At 64.2% G+C, this 17,777-nt stretch carries 15 protein-coding genes and 3 pseudogenes; 6 read left to right on the top strand and 12 right to left on the bottom strand.

The features are described from left to right. Positions 1-13: 13 nt before the first annotated feature. The 4 genes from istA (AC0QR5_RS14310) to phnN all read left to right on the top strand — a co-directional run bounded on the left by istA (AC0QR5_RS14310) (position 14) and on the right by phnN (position 3,524). A complete protein-coding gene (gene istA, locus AC0QR5_RS14310; protein WP_329862122.1) occupies positions 14-1,249 on the top strand; it encodes an IS21 family transposase in 1,236 nt (411 codons plus the stop codon). Beyond that, positions 1,246-2,004: an IS21-like element helper ATPase IstB gene (gene istB, locus AC0QR5_RS14305; protein WP_329862121.1), complete on the top strand. Its 759-nt coding sequence runs from the start codon at positions 1,246-1,248 to the stop codon at positions 2,002-2,004. The genes istA (AC0QR5_RS14310) and istB (AC0QR5_RS14305) overlap by 4 nt, the downstream gene beginning before the upstream one ends. Positions 2,005-2,097: 93 nt before the next feature. Beyond that, on the top strand, positions 2,098-2,313 hold the full coding sequence (locus tag AC0QR5_RS14300) for a hypothetical protein (protein WP_329864285.1): 216 nt from the start codon (positions 2,098-2,100) through the stop codon (positions 2,311-2,313). After that, the gene (gene phnN / locus AC0QR5_RS14295; RefSeq protein WP_329864283.1) at positions 2,310-3,524 is read left to right on the top strand and encodes a phosphonate metabolism protein/1,5-bisphosphokinase (PRPP-forming) PhnN; all 1,215 of its coding nucleotides are present in this window, start codon (positions 2,310-2,312) and stop codon (positions 3,522-3,524) included. Before AC0QR5_RS14300 ends, phnN begins: the two co-directional genes overlap by 4 nt. 309 nt (positions 3,525-3,833) lie before the next feature. Here phnN and AC0QR5_RS14290 read toward each other — a convergent pair. From AC0QR5_RS14290 to AC0QR5_RS14280, 3 genes and pseudogenes are all read right to left on the bottom strand, one after another. Continuing rightward, positions 3,834-4,229: pseudogene (locus tag AC0QR5_RS14290) on the bottom strand (recombinase family protein); the annotation flags it as partial. Positions 4,230-4,259: 30 nt separating this feature from the next. Further along, a protein-coding gene (locus tag AC0QR5_RS14285) for an IS3 family transposase (protein WP_329863527.1) occupies positions 4,260-5,407 on the bottom strand; the annotation gives its coding sequence in 2 pieces (ribosomal slippage) (positions 4,260-5,134 and positions 5,134-5,407; 1,149 coding nt in all). An 80-nt stretch (positions 5,408-5,487) separates the two neighbouring features. Beyond that, a pseudogene (locus AC0QR5_RS14280) lies at positions 5,488-5,676 on the bottom strand (recombinase family protein); the annotation flags it as partial. Positions 5,677-6,070: 394 nt separating this feature from the next. Between AC0QR5_RS14280 and AC0QR5_RS14275 the strand changes: the two are divergent. Next, a pseudogene (locus AC0QR5_RS14275) lies at positions 6,071-6,487 on the top strand (tryptophan--tRNA ligase); the annotation flags it as partial. Positions 6,488-6,553: 66 nt separating this feature from the next. On the opposite strand, the gene istB (AC0QR5_RS14270) reads toward AC0QR5_RS14275, so the two are convergent. Together istB (AC0QR5_RS14270) and istA (AC0QR5_RS14265) are read right to left on the bottom strand one after the other, a co-directional pair. Further along, the gene (gene istB, locus AC0QR5_RS14270; protein WP_329862121.1) at positions 6,554-7,312 is read right to left on the bottom strand and encodes an IS21-like element helper ATPase IstB; all 759 of its coding nucleotides are present in this window, start codon (positions 7,310-7,312) and stop codon (positions 6,554-6,556) included. Beyond that, on the bottom strand, positions 7,309-8,544 hold the full coding sequence (gene istA / locus AC0QR5_RS14265; RefSeq protein WP_329862122.1) for an IS21 family transposase: 1,236 nt from the start codon (positions 8,542-8,544) through the stop codon (positions 7,309-7,311). Before istA (AC0QR5_RS14265) ends, istB (AC0QR5_RS14270) begins: the two co-directional genes overlap by 4 nt. Between istA (AC0QR5_RS14265) and AC0QR5_RS14260 the strand changes: the two genes are divergently transcribed. After that, positions 8,468-9,235: a tryptophan--tRNA ligase gene (locus tag AC0QR5_RS14260; RefSeq protein WP_475372477.1), complete on the top strand. Its 768-nt coding sequence runs from the start codon at positions 8,468-8,470 to the stop codon at positions 9,233-9,235. The genes istA (AC0QR5_RS14265) and AC0QR5_RS14260 overlap by 77 nt on opposite strands. Positions 9,236-9,874: 639 nt before the next feature. Here AC0QR5_RS14260 and AC0QR5_RS14255 read toward each other — a convergent pair. The 7 genes from AC0QR5_RS14255 to AC0QR5_RS14225 all read right to left on the bottom strand — a co-directional run bounded on the left by AC0QR5_RS14255 (position 9,875) and on the right by AC0QR5_RS14225 (position 17,727). After that, positions 9,875-10,534: an HAD family hydrolase gene (locus AC0QR5_RS14255; protein ID WP_329864036.1), complete on the bottom strand. Its 660-nt coding sequence runs from the start codon at positions 10,532-10,534 to the stop codon at positions 9,875-9,877. Further along, on the bottom strand, positions 10,524-11,597 hold the full coding sequence (locus AC0QR5_RS14250; RefSeq protein WP_069388519.1) for an ABC transporter ATP-binding protein: 1,074 nt from the start codon (positions 11,595-11,597) through the stop codon (positions 10,524-10,526). Before AC0QR5_RS14250 ends, AC0QR5_RS14255 begins: the two co-directional genes overlap by 11 nt. 19 nt (positions 11,598-11,616) lie before the next feature. Then, positions 11,617-12,915 (bottom strand): ABC transporter substrate-binding protein, encoded by a 1,299-nt coding sequence (locus tag AC0QR5_RS14245; RefSeq protein WP_217987208.1) that lies wholly within the window; start codon positions 12,913-12,915, stop codon positions 11,617-11,619. 66 nt (positions 12,916-12,981) lie between these two features. After that, on the bottom strand, positions 12,982-13,824 hold the full coding sequence (locus AC0QR5_RS14240) for a carbohydrate ABC transporter permease (protein ID WP_069388521.1): 843 nt from the start codon (positions 13,822-13,824) through the stop codon (positions 12,982-12,984). Next, positions 13,821-14,666 carry a carbohydrate ABC transporter permease gene (locus AC0QR5_RS14235; protein ID WP_217987209.1) on the bottom strand — a complete coding sequence of 282 codons (846 nt, stop codon included), beginning with the start codon at positions 14,664-14,666 and terminating at the stop codon, positions 13,821-13,823. The genes AC0QR5_RS14240 and AC0QR5_RS14235 overlap by 4 nt, the downstream gene beginning before the upstream one ends. 20 nt (positions 14,667-14,686) lie before the next feature. Next, the gene (locus AC0QR5_RS14230; protein WP_069388522.1) at positions 14,687-16,816 is read right to left on the bottom strand and encodes an outer membrane protein assembly factor BamB family protein; all 2,130 of its coding nucleotides are present in this window, start codon (positions 16,814-16,816) and stop codon (positions 14,687-14,689) included. Between the two features lie 35 nt (positions 16,817-16,851). Next, complete coding sequence (locus AC0QR5_RS14225) at positions 16,852-17,727, bottom strand: SIS domain-containing protein (protein WP_167492488.1); 876 nt, start codon at positions 17,725-17,727, stop codon at positions 16,852-16,854. Positions 17,728-17,777 lie beyond the last annotated feature (50 nt).

The raw sequence follows: 17,777 nt of genomic DNA, 5'->3' as shown, positions 1-17,777 counted from the left end.
ACCATCATGGAAGGTGATCACATTGGACGTTTGGGCGCAGATTCGCCACCGGTACGCGACGGAGAAGATCTCTAAGAGAGAGCTGGCCACGCAGCTCGGGGTTTCGCGGGGAACGGTTGACCGGGCGCTGGAATCAGACCGGCCGCCTAAGTACGAGCGGGCGTCGGCAGGTTCGAGCTTCGACTCCTACGCCGGCCGGGTCCGGACCCTGCTGGCCAGGACTCCGACGATGCCGGCCACCGTGCTGGCCGAACGCGTGGGATGGACGGGATCGGCGTCCCTGTTCCGCGACAAGGTCCGCCAGATCCGGCCCGAGTATCTGCCGGCGGACCCGGTGGACCGGCTGGTCCACGAACCGGGCAAGGCGGTCCAATGCGACCTCTGGTTCCCGCACGAGCCGCTACCGCTCGGGCACGGCCAACAGGGCAAGCCGCCGGTGCTGGTCATGACCAGCACCTTCTCCGGCTTCATCCAGGCCCGGATGATCCCCACCCGCACCACGCCGGACCTGTTGGGCGGGATGTGGTCGCTGATCCAGGACGCGGCCGCGGTCCCCGAGCGGCTGGTCTGGGACAACGAGAGCGGCATCGGCCAGGGCCGGCTGACGGATCCGGCCGCGTCTTTCGCCGGGGTGCTGGGCTGCACGATCCGCCAACTGCCGCCGAACGACCCGGAGTCCAAGGGCATGGTGGAGCGGATGAACCGGTTCTTCCGCCAAGGCTTCATGCCCGGCCGGACCTTCGCCTGCCCGGGCGACTTCAACGAGCAGCTGGCCGACTGGTTGCCGCGGGCCAATGCCCGCTACTCGCGCTCCCGCCACGGACGGCCCGCCGAGCTCGTGTTGCGCGACCGCGAGGCGATGCGCCCGCTGGCACCGCTGGCGCCCGAGACTGGGTTGCGCAAGAGCATCCGGCTGCCGCGGGACTACTACGTGCGGGTGTTCTCCAACGACTACTCCGTCGACCCGTCGGCGATCGGGCGGATCGTGGACGTGGCCGCGGACCTCGAGCAGGTGACCGTCACTGCCGGCGGGACGTTGCTGGCCAAGCACGAACGACGTTGGGCGCGCCACCAGATCCTTACCGATCCGGCCCACGTCGACAGGGCCGCCGCCCTGCGCCGCGCCCACCGCACCATCAGGACCGGCCGCCACGCCGAGGTCCAGGAACGCGATCTGGGCATCTACGACCGGCTCTTCGGCCTCGCCGTCCCGGACGATGCGCGTGAACTGGCGGAGGCCGGCCGGTGAGCGAGCCGGCGAAGAGCATCGAGTACTACGCCCGGGCATTACGCGCCCCGCGCATCACCGACGGCTACCGTGCCCTGGGCGACCGCGCCCGGGAAGCGGGCTGGTCCCACGAGGAGTACCTAGCCGCCGTGCTCAGCCGCGAGGTCGCCGAGCGCGAAGCCTCCGGGGCGGCCCTGCGGATCCGTGCCGCCCGCTTCCCCGGCGCCAAGACCATCGAGGAGTTCAACTTCGACCACCAGCCGGCCGCCGACCGCAACCTGGTGGCCCACCTCGGCACCGGGGTCTTCCTCGAGGAAGCCAAGAACGTGGTCCTGCTCGGTCCTCCCGGCACCGGCAAAACGCATTTGGCCGTGGGCATCGGGATCAAGGCCGCCCGCGCCGGGCACCGGGTCCTGTTCGACACCGCCACCGGCTGGGTCGCTCGCCTCGCCGAGGCGCACGAACGCGGACGCCTGCCCCAGGAACTGACAAAGCTGCGCCGCTACAAGCTGCTGATCGTCGACGAGGTCGGATACATCCCGTTCGACCAGGACTCGGCGAACCTGTTCTTCCAACTGGTCTCGTCCAGGTATGAGCACGCCTCGCTGGTCCTCACCTCGAACCTGGCGTTCAGCCGTTGGGGCGAGGTCTTCGGCGACGCTACGGTCGCCTCAGCCATGATCGACCGCATCGTCCACCACGCGGAGGTTCTCAACCTCACCGGCAGCAGCTACCGGCTCCGCAACAGAACCACCACAAGACCTCAGGCACAATAGAACCGCAACCCGGTGGCCCTATTTTCAGTTGGCAGAAATGGCCCTATTTTCGGTCGGCGTTAACACTACGTTCCGTTCAGTCCGCTGCAGGCAGTGTTCAAGCTCGTAGCGGCCGGCTCGATCACGCTCTCCCAGGGCGCGATGCTCTTCAGTGGAAACGCTGCAGCAGCCATCGGCCTCGACGACCGAGGGCGCATCGAGGCCGGCACCCGCGCCGACGTCATCCGCGTTCGAGACCACCGCTTCGACGGTGGAGCGTCCGTGCCGGTCGTGCGCAGTGTCTATCGCGAAGGTGTACGCGTCGCATGACCGGGGCCGACATGATCGCTGGCACGTTCGTCGCCATCATCGGTGCGAGCGGTTCAGGCAAAGACTCGCTGATCGCCCGAGCTCGTGCGCGCGCACGCGCAGACCTCGTCTATCCCCGCCGTTGCATCACCCGCCCACCGGGCGCTGGTGAGGACCACCTTCCGCTGTCTGACACGGACTTCGATGTGCTCTCGGCGCGAGGGCAGTTCGCGGTCGAGTGGGCAGCGCACGGACTGCGCTACGGGCTCACCACGGAGATCGACGAGCACCTGAGCGCCGGACGCTCAGTGGTGGTGAACGTATCGCGCTCCGTCCTCGGGGCCTTGAAGAAAAGATACAGATCGCTCGTAGTCATCCGGATAACCGTGAGCGATGAGGTGAGAGCCTCTCGGCTTCGCGAGCGCGGGAGAGAAGCGGGAGATGACATCGAGCAACGCCTTCGACGCGCCGACCCTGCCCCGCACTGGGCGGAAGACGCCGTCATCGAGAACCACGGCACCATCACGGAGGGCGGAGATCTCCTTGCCCTCACGATTGAGTGTCTCGTGGAAGGGCCGGCGGCGGAGCACCTGGGTGGGGACCTTGCCGCCGGCCACGGAAACCCCCTGCCGCCACAAGGGATCGTGCACGGCGGAGCCGTCATCACCGACAGCGTGATCGGCAGGTACACCGAGGTCGGAGAGGGGTCGCGCGTATCAGCGAGCGAACTGGGTGACTACAGCTACTGCGACCGCTACGCCGATCTCGCGAACACGACTGTCGGTCGCTTCTCGAACATCGCGAGCTTCGTGAGGGTGGGTGCGGTCGACCACCCGCTCGACCGTGCGTCTTTGCACCATTTCCTCTACCGGAGCAGTAAGTATTGGGGCGACGCTGATGATGATGACGAAGTTTTCTCGGCCCGCGCCGCGCGTCGGACCGTGATCGGCAACGACACGTGGATCGGCCACGGAGCTCAGATCAAGCCTGGGGTCATCGTCGGCGACGGGGCAGTCGTCGCGGCAGGTGCTGTCGTGACCAAGGACGTGCCTCCCTACGCCATCGTTGCAGGCGTACCCGCGACCGTAATTCGCCGTCGACAGCCTGACGACATCGCGGAACGCCTCATCGCGCTGGCGTGGTGGGACTGGGATCACGACAAGATCCGGGAGAACTTGGGTGCCTTCCGTCATGCGAACGTCAGCCAGTTCCTCGCCGCCCACGGCGTCTGACTCCCGTCACGCGCAGACTCGTCTCAAGGAGCTTTCTCCCTATTGGTCGGGTCGAGTCCAACTCCGGTTCGAGCTAGAGGCCGAGGGTCTTGACGTGCTGAACGATTGAACGTGGAGACATCGCCACGTACTTGTACAGGCAGGCGATAACGATCGTTTTCGGCAGCCTCGTCGACGTCGACGACCAGATGTGTCATTGTCCGAAGTCGTCGGCACAGCTGGCCCTAGTAATCCGGGCATTGTGCTGGGGACTGTGGACAACGCCCGATCTGTACTGGTGTGCACAAACCGACACTTTGCGGTCGAGTGCTAATCGGTGAGTGCTCTTGACCGGCGGTAGAAGGTTGCGCGGGACATTCCGAGGTCGCGGGCGACCTGTGCTGTTGGCTGGCCGCTTTGTACGAGGTGGAGGGCGTTGCGGATCTGGCTGTCCGTGACTCGCTGTCGGCGTCCGCCGAGATCCTTGCCGGCGATGCGTCGTTTGCTGATCGAGTCAACGATGCGCTCGCGCTTGATTTGGTGTTCCATCTGCGCGAGTGCTGCCATGACGGTTAACAGCATCGACCCCATCGGCGTGGACGTGTCGACGTCGCCGCCTCCCAGGTTCAGCACGCGCAATCCTGCGCCTCGAGCGTGGAGCTCGTCTGCGAAGGCGAGCATGTTCTGTGTCGATCGGCCCAACCGATCCAGTGTGGTGATGACGAGGTGATTGGGTCCCGGTTAGCAGTCCAGTGGCTATGCGATAGCTAGTTGATTTTTCTGCGTCCAGGTGTCCCAGTATTGTTTCGGCGTCATGCCGTCGAGGGATCCGTGGGGCCGTTCATGATTGTAGATGTCCTTCCACTCGTCGGCCAAGTACTTCGCTTCGGCCATGGTGTCGATGATTTCCCCAGTGAGTTGTTCCCTTCTGAATTGGGCGTTGAATGATTCGGCGAACCCGTTCTGCCACGGGGATCCCGGGTCGATGAACGCCGTATCTACCCCGGCAGTGGCGCACCAGTTGACCAGCGCTGCGGCGGTGAATTCCGGCCCGTTATCGGAGCGCACATAGGTTGGCGTGACACCGGTTTCGGCGATGATGTCCTCCAGGACGGCGACCACATCGGTGGCGGTGAAGGACCTGCGCGGAACGATCGCCAGGGCGGTGCGGGTGTACTCGTCAATGACGTTGAAGAACCGGACATGCCGCCCACAGGAGGTCACATCGGATTGGAAGTCGAAGCTGATCACGTGCATCGGGTATTCGGCCTTCAGCCGCTTCTGCTCCCCGGCGCCGGGCCCGGTGCGGCGACGCTTACGCGCCTTCGGCTTGCACGTCAGTCCCTCGGCCCGCCAGAGCCGGCGCACCCGCTTAGCGTTGAGCACCACGCCAGCCCACTCCGGCTGGGCCAGCAGGCGCCAGCGGGCCTTCCGCCACCCCCACGCCGGATGCTCCCCGGCGATGGCCCGCAACGCCGCGCGTAGCCGGGCTTCCTCAAAGCTGACCGCTGGGCGTGACTTGCGCAGCGCGGAACGGTTCTGCCCCAGCACCTTGCACGCGAATCTCTCGGACGCCCCGAATTTCTCCACCGCCATGCGCACTGCCCGGCGGCGAGGTTCGGGGCTCAGAATTTTCCCTTAGCCACCTCGTTCAGGATGTCGATGGCCAGTTCCTTCTCGGCCAGCAACCGCTTCAGCCGGGCGTTTTCCTTCTCCAAGTCCTTGACCGCTTTGGTTTGGGCTGCGTTCTGCTCGGAACCGTACTGCTGCAGCCACCGATACCAGGTTGCCTCGGTGACCTGCAGCTCCTTGATGACCTCGATCATCGGCTTGCCGTCATTGAGCATCTTCTGCCCCTGCCGGACCTTCGCGACGACCTGATCCGGGGTATGCCTACGTGCCATAATCTGTGAATTTCCTCCTGCACCCATTATCGGATGCGAAACTCACACAGTCACCGGACTCCTACCCGGGGACCCAACCAGAGGGTGTCGCCGGTTTCGATTGCTTCGATCGCGCGATCGAATTGGGGGCGAGATGCGCGGGCACCGGAGACTCCGTGATCGGTGTACAGATCATCTCGGCGGACGCCCGCAGCCAGAAGGTCCACTTCTTGGCGATCCGCCGACTGCTGGCGGGTGGACACTCGTGCGTAGCCGATCAGCTTTGCCATTTCAGGGTTCTCCAGGTGTCTCGCAACTATGGGTGTGTACTCGTATCTTGTCAATCACTTGTGAGACATAGTTGTGAGAATCGCCGAGCCTGGGAAACTCGCGAACCATGTCAGTGTCCGAAGTCCTCAACACTCAGGCAGATGAGACGTCTCGTATCCCTAGGGTTATGAGACATCGGCCGTGGCGCACATCGGGCGCGCGGCATCTTCGCCATGGGGTAACCGCGTTCTTAGCGGCGACAAGCGGGTCACGCTATGCTCTTTCCATGCGTTTCGCCGTTTCGTCCTGGTGGTGGCTGCACAAGCAGCCGTAACGCACACGCGCGGGCTGCACGGCAGCCCGCGAAATTCGCGGTACTAACGTCCGTGTAGCTCCCTGAGTATCGGAGCAGACATGGACTCATTCACCGCCACCGCCGAACGCATGCCGGAGTTGCGCGCCTCAATCTCGGCGCACCCCGAGCATTATCGGGTCCTTACGGGCGAACGACCCACTGGACAGCTTCATCTCGGTCACTACTTCGGGACAATCAGAGAACGAGTGCGGCTGCAGATCGCCGGAGTTGAGACTTTCGTCATCCTGGCTGACTATCAGGTCATCACCGATCGAGAGTCTGCGGGCAACGTTCGTGAGAATGTCTACGGAGCGGTCCTTGATTATTTAGCAGCGGGCCTGGATTCACAATCGACAACGATCTTCACTCACTCAGCGGTACCGGCGCTCAATCAGCTTCTGCTCCCGTTTCTGAGCCTGGTCACGGAGGCCGAGTTGCATCGCAACCCGACGGTCAAGGCTGAGCTTTCAGCCTCAGTGTTAACGCCGACCGAAAATAGGGCCATTTCTGCCAACTGAAAATAGGGCCACCGGGTTGCGGTTCTATTGTGCCTGAGGTCTTGTGGTGGTTCTGTTGCGGAGCCGGTAGCTGCTGCCGGTGAGGTTGAGAACCTCCGCGTGGTGGACGATGCGGTCGATCATGGCTGAGGCGACCGTAGCGTCGCCGAAGACCTCGCCCCAACGGCTGAACGCCAGGTTCGAGGTGAGGACCAGCGAGGCGTGCTCATACCTGGACGAGACCAGTTGGAAGAACAGGTTCGCCGAGTCCTGGTCGAACGGGATGTATCCGACCTCGTCGACGATCAGCAGCTTGTAGCGGCGCAGCTTTGTCAGTTCCTGGGGCAGGCGTCCGCGTTCGTGCGCCTCGGCGAGGCGAGCGACCCAGCCGGTGGCGGTGTCGAACAGGACCCGGTGCCCGGCGCGGGCGGCCTTGATCCCGATGCCCACGGCCAAATGCGTTTTGCCGGTGCCGGGAGGACCGAGCAGGACCACGTTCTTGGCTTCCTCGAGGAAGACCCCGGTGCCGAGGTGGGCCACCAGGTTGCGGTCGGCGGCCGGCTGGTGGTCGAAGTTGAACTCCTCGATGGTCTTGGCGCCGGGGAAGCGGGCGGCACGGATCCGCAGGGCCGCCCCGGAGGCTTCGCGCTCGGCGACCTCGCGGCTGAGCACGGCGGCTAGGTACTCCTCGTGGGACCAGCCCGCTTCCCGGGCGCGGTCGCCCAGGGCACGGTAGCCGTCGGTGATGCGCGGGGCGCGTAATGCCCGGGCGTAGTACTCGATGCTCTTCGCCGGCTCGCTCACCGGCCGGCCTCCGCCAGTTCACGCGCATCGTCCGGGACGGCGAGGCCGAAGAGCCGGTCGTAGATGCCCAGATCGCGTTCCTGGACCTCGGCGTGGCGGCCGGTCCTGATGGTGCGGTGGGCGCGGCGCAGGGCGGCGGCCCTGTCGACGTGGGCCGGATCGGTAAGGATCTGGTGGCGCGCCCAACGTCGTTCGTGCTTGGCCAGCAACGTCCCGCCGGCAGTGACGGTCACCTGCTCGAGGTCCGCGGCCACGTCCACGATCCGCCCGATCGCCGACGGGTCGACGGAGTAGTCGTTGGAGAACACCCGCACGTAGTAGTCCCGCGGCAGCCGGATGCTCTTGCGCAACCCAGTCTCGGGCGCCAGCGGTGCCAGCGGGCGCATCGCCTCGCGGTCGCGCAACACGAGCTCGGCGGGCCGTCCGTGGCGGGAGCGCGAGTAGCGGGCATTGGCCCGCGGCAACCAGTCGGCCAGCTGCTCGTTGAAGTCGCCCGGGCAGGCGAAGGTCCGGCCGGGCATGAAGCCTTGGCGGAAGAACCGGTTCATCCGCTCCACCATGCCCTTGGACTCCGGGTCGTTCGGCGGCAGTTGGCGGATCGTGCAGCCCAGCACCCCGGCGAAAGACGCGGCCGGATCCGTCAGCCGGCCCTGGCCGATGCCGCTCTCGTTGTCCCAGACCAGCCGCTCGGGGACCGCGGCCGCGTCCTGGATCAGCGACCACATCCCGCCCAACAGGTCCGGCGTGGTGCGGGTGGGGATCATCCGGGCCTGGATGAAGCCGGAGAAGGTGCTGGTCATGACCAGCACCGGCGGCTTGCCCTGTTGGCCGTGCCCGAGCGGTAGCGGCTCGTGCGGGAACCAGAGGTCGCATTGGACCGCCTTGCCCGGTTCGTGGACCAGCCGGTCCACCGGGTCCGCCGGCAGATACTCGGGCCGGATCTGGCGGACCTTGTCGCGGAACAGGGACGCCGATCCCGTCCATCCCACGCGTTCGGCCAGCACGGTGGCCGGCATCGTCGGAGTCCTGGCCAGCAGGGTCCGGACCCGGCCGGCGTAGGAGTCGAAGCTCGAACCTGCCGACGCCCGCTCGTACTTAGGCGGCCGGTCTGATTCCAGCGCCCGGTCAACCGTTCCCCGCGAAACCCCGAGCTGCGTGGCCAGCTCTCTCTTAGAGATCTTCTCCGTCGCGTACCGGTGGCGAATCTGCGCCCAAACGTCCAATGTGATCACCTTCCATGATGGTCAGGTGGCCTCATTTTCAGTTGGCGTTCTTGGCCCTATTTTCGGTCGGCGTCAACACTCAGGCCGCGCGCTGAGTGGGCTACTTCTCACCTACCCGGTCCACCAGGCTGCGGACATCCTTTTCTGCAAGGGCAACCTCGTGCCAGTAGGGAAAGACAACCTTCCGCATGTCGAGGTCACGCGAACGATCGCGCGCCGATTCAACGAACGATATGGCGAGGTCTTCCCAGAGCCAGTCGCGCTCATCACCGATGTGCCCGAGCTGCCGGGACTCGACGGCCGCAAGATGTCCAAAAGCTACGGCAATGCGATCGCACTAGGTATGACGGCGGACGAAACAGCAACAGTAATCAAACGTGCCCGCACCGATTCTGAACGCACCATTGCCTACGATCCCGAGAACCGGCCCGAGGTTGCTGGCCTTCTCTCAACAGCGGCGATCGTGCTCAGCCGAACTCCGGAGGACATCGCCGCCGAGATCGGAAGTGCTGGTGCGGGCGCGTTGAAGGAGTTCACGATCGAGGCGGTGAACGAGTTCTTGCGGGAACACCGAGCACGCCGCGCTGCCCTCACGTACGCCGACGCTGCAACGGCGCTCCGCGAGGGCAACGCCCGTGCCCAATCGATCGCACAGAGCACTCTCGACGAGGTACGAGCGGTGATGGGGATGCTGTACTGAACCGGCCGCGCCTCGAATCTGCTCGCCGTCCTCGGTGAGTCCCCGACCGGGCGCATGTGTCTCGTAACCTCCCTGTCGCATAACCCATGGGTTTCGCGAACCGGTTAGATGGTCGGTTCCACTGCCCCTACGCGCATGGGGTGTGTTACCGCCGCCGCATGGAGACGACACCTGAGGCGTCTAGGCAAGCGCGGTTGGTGTCAAAGGGGTCCGCGCTGGCCGTTGCGGCACTCTTGGCACCACTCCCAGTCTTCATATTTCTGGTGAAGTGGAGCGTTTAGTGCTGGGGCATACCGGACGGATGGATCATCCTGGTTAGCTTCATCTGCCTTCCGCTGTACATCAGCTATGTAGCTTTCGTCGCGCTGAGGATGCGCAAGTGGTCCGACGATAGCGACGTAGATCGCGTCTGGTGGATGGACGGTATGCCCTGTTCGAGCGCCTCCGCCACCCCGCTCCAGACGAACCGGGGTACGTGAAGCTACCGTCAGCTGGCGGGCGGGCAAGACGAGAGGACGCTCCCCGGGGACTAGTCGAGTCAGTGCGGCCGGTGAGATATCTCTAGATTCATGGGTTTCGCGAGCTTGTTTCCAGTGCAACGCGCAGGGGTACTGGCACTGCTTTCGATCCAGAGACGCCTCAGAGTCGCAAGCCCGCCGCGATCACGTCATCGATCCCGCGATGACGGAACGACTCCCATACCTGGATGCCATCCTGTGCCTCGACGGGTTGGGAGCCCCGTACGGCGATCACGCGGAGACCCGCGCCTCGCGCGCTCTGCACCCCAACGGTGGAGTCTTCTATTGCCACGGATTGCGAGCCAGAGACGCGTAAGTTGCGGAGAGCTGTCCGGTAGGCCTCTGGGTCGGGTTTTGGACGGGTGACCATATCTGCCGTCGTTACGTCGGCGAAGTATGGGTGAGGTAGCTGTTCGAGGACGGTGGCTGCGGTGCGCGAGGGGGACATCGTGACGAGTCCTTGGCAAACGCCCGCACGCTGCAGGGTCTCCAGCAGGTCGAGCGCCCCCGGGCGCCACAAGACTCCGTCGCGACGATTGAGATCCTCCATTCGTTCCGCCAGCAGTTTCACGACCACACGGCGTTCACTACGAGCTCCACGCTCACGGAGGAGATCCGCAAGACCAGGAATGGAGATGCCCGAGATCTCTGCCGGTTCAGGATCCCAGGGATGCGCTCCAAGCTCGCGCGAGAGCTGGGCGCACGCGTGCGCCCAGCTCGCCTCGCTGTCGATGAGCGTGCCATCGAGATCCCACAGGACGGCGCCGCCCCTACTCGGCATGAGCACCGTCGCGTGGCAATCGGGCACCCGTCTCGGCGTCGAACAGCAGAATGTCCGATGCGTTGAAGCCAATCGATACGGACTCGCCGCGATGAACCGAGACGCCGCGATCCGTGCGAACCGCGGCGGGGACGCCATCCACCGTGATTTCAAGGACCTGCGTCTCCCCCTCGAAGATCACTGTATGGACGAGGCCGGTCGCTCGGTAATCTGCGGCCTCTCGGAGGCGAAGACGCTCCGGCCGCACTCCGACCAGGACGCTGCGGGAGGCGGGCGGTGAGGCGATCACACCGAAGACGGTGCGATACCCCCCGTCCCTGCGCTCTCCGTCGAAGAGGTTCATGGGTGGCGACCCGATGAAACCAGCGACGAATGACGTCGCGGGATCGTGGTAGATCTCTTCCGGAGTACCTATCTGCTCGATTCGACCCGCGCGGATGACAGCAATGCGATCGGCCAGCGCCATCGCGTCGCTCTGATCATGGGTGACGTGGATGGACGTCGCACCGGTCGCGCGCATCAGATCGGCGATTTCCTGGCGCAGCGCGACGTGGAGCTGGGCGTCAAGTCCCGAGAGCGGCTCGTCGAGCAGAACGACGCGCGCGTTGCGCGCGAGCGCCCGCGCGAGTGCAACACGCTGACGCTGTCCGCCGGACATCTGTCGCGGCTTCCGGGACAGCAGCTCTCCAATACCCATGCGCCGCGCCAGGTCGATTGCCCGCGCCCGTGCCTCTTCGCGGGTGAGGCGCAGGCCGTGTCGCAGGCCGAGCGTGATGTTCTCAAGCGCACTGAGATGGGGATAAAGCGCGAAGTGTTGGAAGACGATCGCGACGTCTCTTCTGTGGGGAGGCAAGTCTTGCTGCGGTGTGCCCCCGATGACGACTTCTCCGGTGTCCAGCGAATCGAGCCCCGCAACGATCCTCAAGAGGGTCGACTTCCCCGAGCCGGAAGGGCCGAGGACGACAAGCGATTCGCCCGCGGCGACGTCCAGATGGATATCGCCGATGGCGGTGACGTCGCCGAAACGCTTAGACAGATGCCGGAGGGATACTTCAGCAGACATGACGGAGCTTCTTCCCTGGCTAGTTCGACAGTGCGTCGATGCGGCTGACGGTTTCGGGAACGATCTCTTTGGAAGGCTGAGCCTGGTCGATCATCCCCTGCACCATGTCCTGCAAGTATTGATTCGTGCGCGCGAGGCTCTCTCCGGGCCAACCGCCTCCGGCAACAGGAACTCCCTCATAGCGCCATGCGTATCCGAGCGGTCCCTGTGCTTCCGCCAGCTCCAGCAGCTCGGTCTTCGCGGCGACATCCACAGGGATATAGCTGTTTGCTTTCGAGCTCTCCACGATGACCGTGGGGTCCAACATCGCGCCGATGAGCTCTCCGGCGTATGCCGAGCGGCACTCATCGTCGGACAGGGTCATCCACCCGTTACCCCCAGCGGGGAGCACAGCACTTCCGCCATCGGGGATCGGCATGTCGGAAATGGTCCACTCGAAGGAGTCGCCGACGGCGGCGTCCACGGTGGCCCCCACGGCGGGTGTGCCGAAGAAGTAGGCAGCTTCTCCACGGGAGAAGACTGAGATCGAGTCCTGCCAGCTCACAGGGTCTTGAAGCTTCTCTGCACCGATGGTTTCGTAGATCTTCAGCGCCTCGTAACCCTCCTCGTTGTCAAAGCCAGCGGTGCCATCCTCGTTTGCGTACTCGGCCCCGCCGCTGCCGACGAAAGCCTGCACGAACCACCAGGCAATGTTGTCGCGAGGAATCTGGATCGGCGTCGTCACATCTGTCTTCTCTTGGACCTGCCGAGCGCCGTCGAGCACCTCAGAATGCGTGGTCGGGAGCTCGGAGACGCCCGCAGATTCCGTGAGCGTCGTGTTCGTATAAAGCACAGGAACAGAGATCTGGAAGGGTGCGACGTAAGTTTTCCCGTTGAGCGTGCCGACATCCAGGTAGTCGTCGATGTAGGTGTCTCTTAGCGAGGACCGGTCGATTTCGCGAGGGCTGTATTTCTCGACCCAGAATCGGAGTTGATCGAGCCCTAGCATGATGACGTCCGGGCGGGATCCCGCAGCGATATCTGCGACGATTTGCTGAGTGAGCTCGTCATAGCTCGTTCCCTCGGGAGCGGCCTTGAGGTCAACTGTGAGGCCGGGGTACGTCTCCTCCATCGACTTCTTGCCGAGCTCAGCCGCGGCTTGGCCCTGGTTGGCGTACTGAGCGGTGATGGTGACGCCGTCCGGTGAGCATTCCCCGATGTCAGCCTGCGTCGCAGGCGCAGCTTCTTCCGCGGGAGCGGAACACCCGGAGAGCAGGAGCACGGAGCTGATGAGGCCGGCGCCCAATGCGCTCATTCGTGTGATGCGTGAGTGGGACATGATTTCGCCTTCGTAGATAGGAAGTGGGATTGAGGAGGTGAAACTGTGGAGTCGGGTTGACTGTCATCACCCGGGCAGTTCGCCACCGGCGATGCCCGTGACGAACTTGCGTTGAGCGACGATGAACAGCACCACGATGGGGAGGGTGACGAGCATGGCTGCGGCAGCGAGCTCGCCGTACGCGGTGCCGGTCTCCGCCTGCTGGAAGATCGAAAGAGCCAGCGGCGGTGTGTACAGCGAAGGGTCGCGGGCGACTAGTAGCGGCCACAAATAGTCGTTCCAGTGCGTGAAGACGGACAAAACTGCGAACGCGGCGATCGTCGGCATCGACGACGGGACGACGACGTGCACGAGCGTGCGGAGGGTGCCGAGGCCGTCCGCCTTCGCGGCCTCAAGGAGCGAGTCGGGAATCGTGATCATGTGCTGACGGAGCATAAAGATCCCGATCGCGCTGGTCATGAACGGGAGCACCAAGGCCGCAAAGGTATTCGCAAGTCCGATGGAGCCGATGCCCAGGTACAACGGCAGCGCTGTAGCCTGCGTCGGCACCAGAAGACACGCGAGGATGACAGCGAAGGCTGCGTCGCGACCTCGGAATCGGAGCTTTGCGAACGCATAGCCCGCGGGGATCACGGTGATGATCTGGATGATCAGGATGCTGCCCGTGACCAGCGCTCCGTTGAGCATTGCGTGGCCGAGATCCGCACTCTCCCACGCTCGTGCGTAGTTGCCCCAGTCCAAAGAACTCGGCAGGAGCTGGATACCGTCGAGTACTGCTTCGTCAGCCGGAGACAGCGACAAGCGAAGCATCCACAGCACTGGGAAAACCGAGATCGTGATGGCAACGAGAGCCAGCAGCCACCGAAGAGAATGGGACAGGGAGCGGCGGAGCGAGATTTTGGTGGTCATACGGTTTCCTTATCTCCAGTAAATGCCCGTCGCCGAATCACTCCGATGAGAACCAGGACGACAAGGAGCATTGATGCGAGCGCCGCCGCCTGGCCGAGGTCGAAGTAGACGAACCCAAGCCGCCAGGTCATCGTGAGCACCGTCTCGGTGGAACCGAGCGGGCCACCTTCCGTCATGACGTTGATGGTGTCGAACACCTGGACCGACTGCAGGACGGCCATAACCGTCGCGAACACGGTCATGGGGCGCAGCAGGGGAAGGGTGACCCGTCGGAACTTCGCCCACGAGCCCAGTCCGTCGGCGGCGGCGGCCTCGTGCAACGCCGTTGGAATACTTGTTAGGCCGGCGAGATAGAAGATCATCACGAAGGATGTCAGGCGCCAGATGCCCACCAGAGCCACAGTGAACAGCGCCGTCGAGGTATCGCCGAGGAAGTTGACGGGTCCGATGCCGACGACGGCGAAGACCTCGTTGACGAAGCCTCCTCTCGACGCGAAGATCCAGCGGAAGACGACGGCCATCGCGACCATATTGGTGGCGAAGGGGAGAAAGAGCAGAACTTGGAGCGCGGGTCGACCTCGAGTAAACGAGTGCGCAAGCATGGCGGTGCCGAGTCCGAGCACGAGGCTGGGAACAATGGTGAGGACTGAGTAGACGACCGTGTTCCACAGTGCCTGCTGTACCGCAGGGTCGGTGAGGATCGCCGTGTAGTTCGCGATACCGGCCCAGGTCCATACGGTGCGGTCGCCGAGATCGATGCGGAAGAGGCTGCCGACGAGCGCAAGCACGCCCGGCAAGAGCACGAACAATCCGATGAGTGCGAGCGCGGGTGCTACGAGCACCCAACCGATACTCCGGTGCTTCACGACTCCTCCCCCTGCACGATTGCGCTCGGGTAGGCGCAGAGTGTGCCGTCGGCGTGGAGCACGACGGTCGTATCCTCGAAGCGCTGCACGGAGACGAGGATTGGGATGCCGGTGGCGAACCGTGAGCGCAGGGCGCCATCACCGAGATCGAGGGTGATGATGTCACCGTCGAGGGCTGGGAGGATGACCTGCTTGTCCAAGATCGTCGGCGCCGCGAAGAGCGGATGAGGAGTGCGCCTGTACGTGAGTAGGCAGGCATTACTTCGAGCCGCGACCTCTGCGTGCCAGCGTGTCTCGCCGCTCGCCGCGTCTCTGAGATAGACGCTGCCTCCCGCGTCGGAGAACAGAACTCCTTCCAGCGTCCAGTACGGCGGCGTCGGGTTCCACGGAATCGAGCTCGCTTGGAACCAGCTCACCGCGTCGTTGTTCGTGGGACGTCGGAACACTCCAGTGATCCCGGTCGCAATCAGATCACCCGTAGCAGGTTCGATGAGCGGCGTGCGGATCGGGAGGGGGGACGAACCGCGCAACGATTCGAGGAGATCTGTGTTGCTCTCCGCAAGTCGGTCCCCGAACGTTTCGCCCGTCTCCGGATCCAGGAGGACAGGGACTCGCGGCTCAGGGAATCCGCTCCAGACGATGAGAGCCGACGCGTCGTCGGCTGCCCGTCGCTCCCAGAAGACGGGCGCGGCGAGGAGGGCGAAGATCTGGTACGGCGCTATGTCCCGTCGCTCCCAGATCGTGTGTCCGTCGTCGATGTCGAGCGCGCGCAAGGTGGAGTGATCGCCCACGAGGACGAGATTCTCGTGAATTGCTGGCGGAGTGAACCCGAAGAGCCTGAGTGGGTCGGGGGTGTGCTTCCGCCATAGCTGTCGCCCCGTGGAGATTTCGAACGCCGCTGTCGTTCCGGATACCGATGTGCACAGGACCGTGCCGCTCGCGCCGTGCACCACGGGGGCCGAACGCACGGGAGCATCAAGGTCGGCGTGCCAGAGCAGCCCGCCCGTCGCGGCGTCGACCGCGAAGAGACCCCCCGAAGCGTGGTCGTCATCGGCGAGGGGAAGAACGATGACGCCCTTGGCGATCGCGAAAGGGGCACGCTGGCCGGGCGTCCCGACGCTCCGGCGCCAGCGCGCCGCTTCGGCCGCGGCTGGGAGGAGTACCGCGGGGGTCTGGGCAGGATCCGGATCGGTAGGGAGCGTCTCGACGCCGATCGTTACGCCGTCCCACGTGATAAGGCGGTAGGTCGCCGGAGAAAGATCGACGCCACCGAAGAGCGCAGGTGGAGTGTTGACGTGCAGCGTGTCCGCAGTACGTACGACCCGCGACGTATGGCGATGCCCCGAGAATGTAGCGATGGGGGGCCTCGGGAGCCCAGAGAGAATCGAGGAGCCTGGCTGATCATGCGACAGTAGGATCCAGGGAATGTCCTCGTCGAGTGCTTCGAGGTCGGCCCTCAGCCAGGCATTCTGCTGTTCGTGATCCCGGCCGAGCTCGTGCGTGAACCAGTCGATGGCGACGACGTGCAGTGCGGGAAGATCGTACGAATACCACCGCGGGCCGAGAAATGCTTCGTAGTGGCGCGGTTCTCCGGAGTGGATTGCGTAGCCGTTGCGGCTGACGACATCGCTCGTCTGTTCCGTCATGTGATCGTGGTTGCCGGGAATTACATGCACGGGGATTGGTGTGTCGAAAATTGCTTCGCGGAACTCGCGGTATTGCTCGCGGAGGCCGTGGTCGGTCAGGTCACCGGTGATGATCGCGGAATGCAGGTCCGGTTGGTCTTCGACGATCTTGGTCAGCAATGTAGACAAACGTTCACCCGTGCCAAGTTCCGCGGGCTGCGGATAGTTGCCGCCATCACCGATGTGCGTGTCCGTGAGATGAGCGAAGCGAAGCGGAAGCGTTACTGGGGACGCCTGCAGGGTGAAGGTCACCTCGGATTCGCGACCGTCGAAGTACCATTGGTTGCATCGCCAACCCACCGGACGCACCACAAACACGAAACGCGCGTCCGTCTCCAGCTGGAACCTCCCGTCGGCCGCAGTATGCACGACGGTGTTCCCGTCGCTTACCCGGATGTCCGCCAGCGGGTTGCCGTCGGTGTCGGTGACCTGTCCGTTCACGATCTTCGCTCTCTGTCTATGGGGCTCGAGCCGGATCAGATCCGGTGGGAGTTGACGAGTTTCTCGGCCTCGTCACGCCGTTCCGTCGCGCCGCTGACTCGGATCGTGAGCACGCTGTAGATGGCATCGAGAAGTGAGAGATGCACGATTCTGCTGGTCATCGCCTCCACTCGATGCCGCGTCTCCGAGCTCCCCGCGACGATCAGCGCGTGTGCGATCTCTGTGAGCGGGGATGTGAGGAAGCTCGTGATGCCGATGACTTTCGCTCCTGAATTGGCAGCGGTGCGCGCCGCCTCGAGCGTCGTTTTCGTCGATCCCGTGTGGCTGATGACAAAGCAGACGTCGCGCTCATCAAGGCCCTGGACGGCGACGTGTTGGGCGATGAAGTCGGGGGTGAACGTCGCGTCGAGTCCGAGGGCCGTAAGTCGATAGGCTGCGTCTGAGGCAAGCGGAGCGGACGTGCCCACTGCTACGAACCGAATGCGTCGGGCCGATGCTAGGGCGTCGACGATGGTCGTCACGTCGCTGAGGTCGATGTGAGTGGCGGTTGCTTCCAGTGCGTCCGCGCTTTCACGCAGAGTCCCCCGCACAGTGCTCATGAGTGGATCCTCTGCATCGGTCGGGCCCGGGCTATCGGGCGGGGTTTCGCGCGAGAGTAGGAGCTTGAACTCTTGGAAGCCATGCAGACCGAACCTCTGGCAGAACCGCACAACTGACCCGACCGACGTTCCAGATATCTGGGCGAACTCCGTCACGGAGCTCGTCATGACGACACGCGGATCGGCGTGGATCGAGCGCGCAACTCGCTTCTCCGATTCGGAGAACGATGCACTTGCAAGGCGGATCTGCTCGAGCAGAGGTTGTCCGTCGCCGCGCCAAAGGCGTGAGGATGAAAGATCGGTTCTGGTCACGTCGCCCAAATTAGGAGGACCAGATGTCGCATCGGTGGCGTCCGACCAAA

The sequence above is a fragment of the Arthrobacter sp. J156 genome, from assembly GCF_056172865.1.
Note: the sequence above shows the minus strand (reverse complement) of the source record. Positions and strands in the feature narration are given on the sequence as shown.

What these genes read in the sequence shown, in the direction of transcription:
- AC0QR5_RS14245 (WP_217987208.1), bottom strand. Translation starts at nt 12,915, where the DNA reads ATGTCCCACTCACGCATCACACGAATGAGCGCATTGGGCGCCGGCCTC.
- AC0QR5_RS14240 (WP_069388521.1), bottom strand. Translation starts at nt 13,824, where the DNA reads ATGACCACCAAAATCTCGCTCCGCCGCTCCCTGTCCCATTCTCTTCGG.
- phnN (WP_329864283.1), top strand. Translation starts at nt 2,310, where the DNA reads ATGACCGGGGCCGACATGATCGCTGGCACGTTCGTCGCCATCATCGGT.
- AC0QR5_RS14255 (WP_329864036.1), bottom strand. Translation starts at nt 10,534, where the DNA reads ATGCCGAGTAGGGGCGGCGCCGTCCTGTGGGATCTCGATGGCACGCTC.
- AC0QR5_RS14250 (WP_069388519.1), bottom strand. Translation starts at nt 11,597, where the DNA reads ATGTCTGCTGAAGTATCCCTCCGGCATCTGTCTAAGCGTTTCGGCGAC.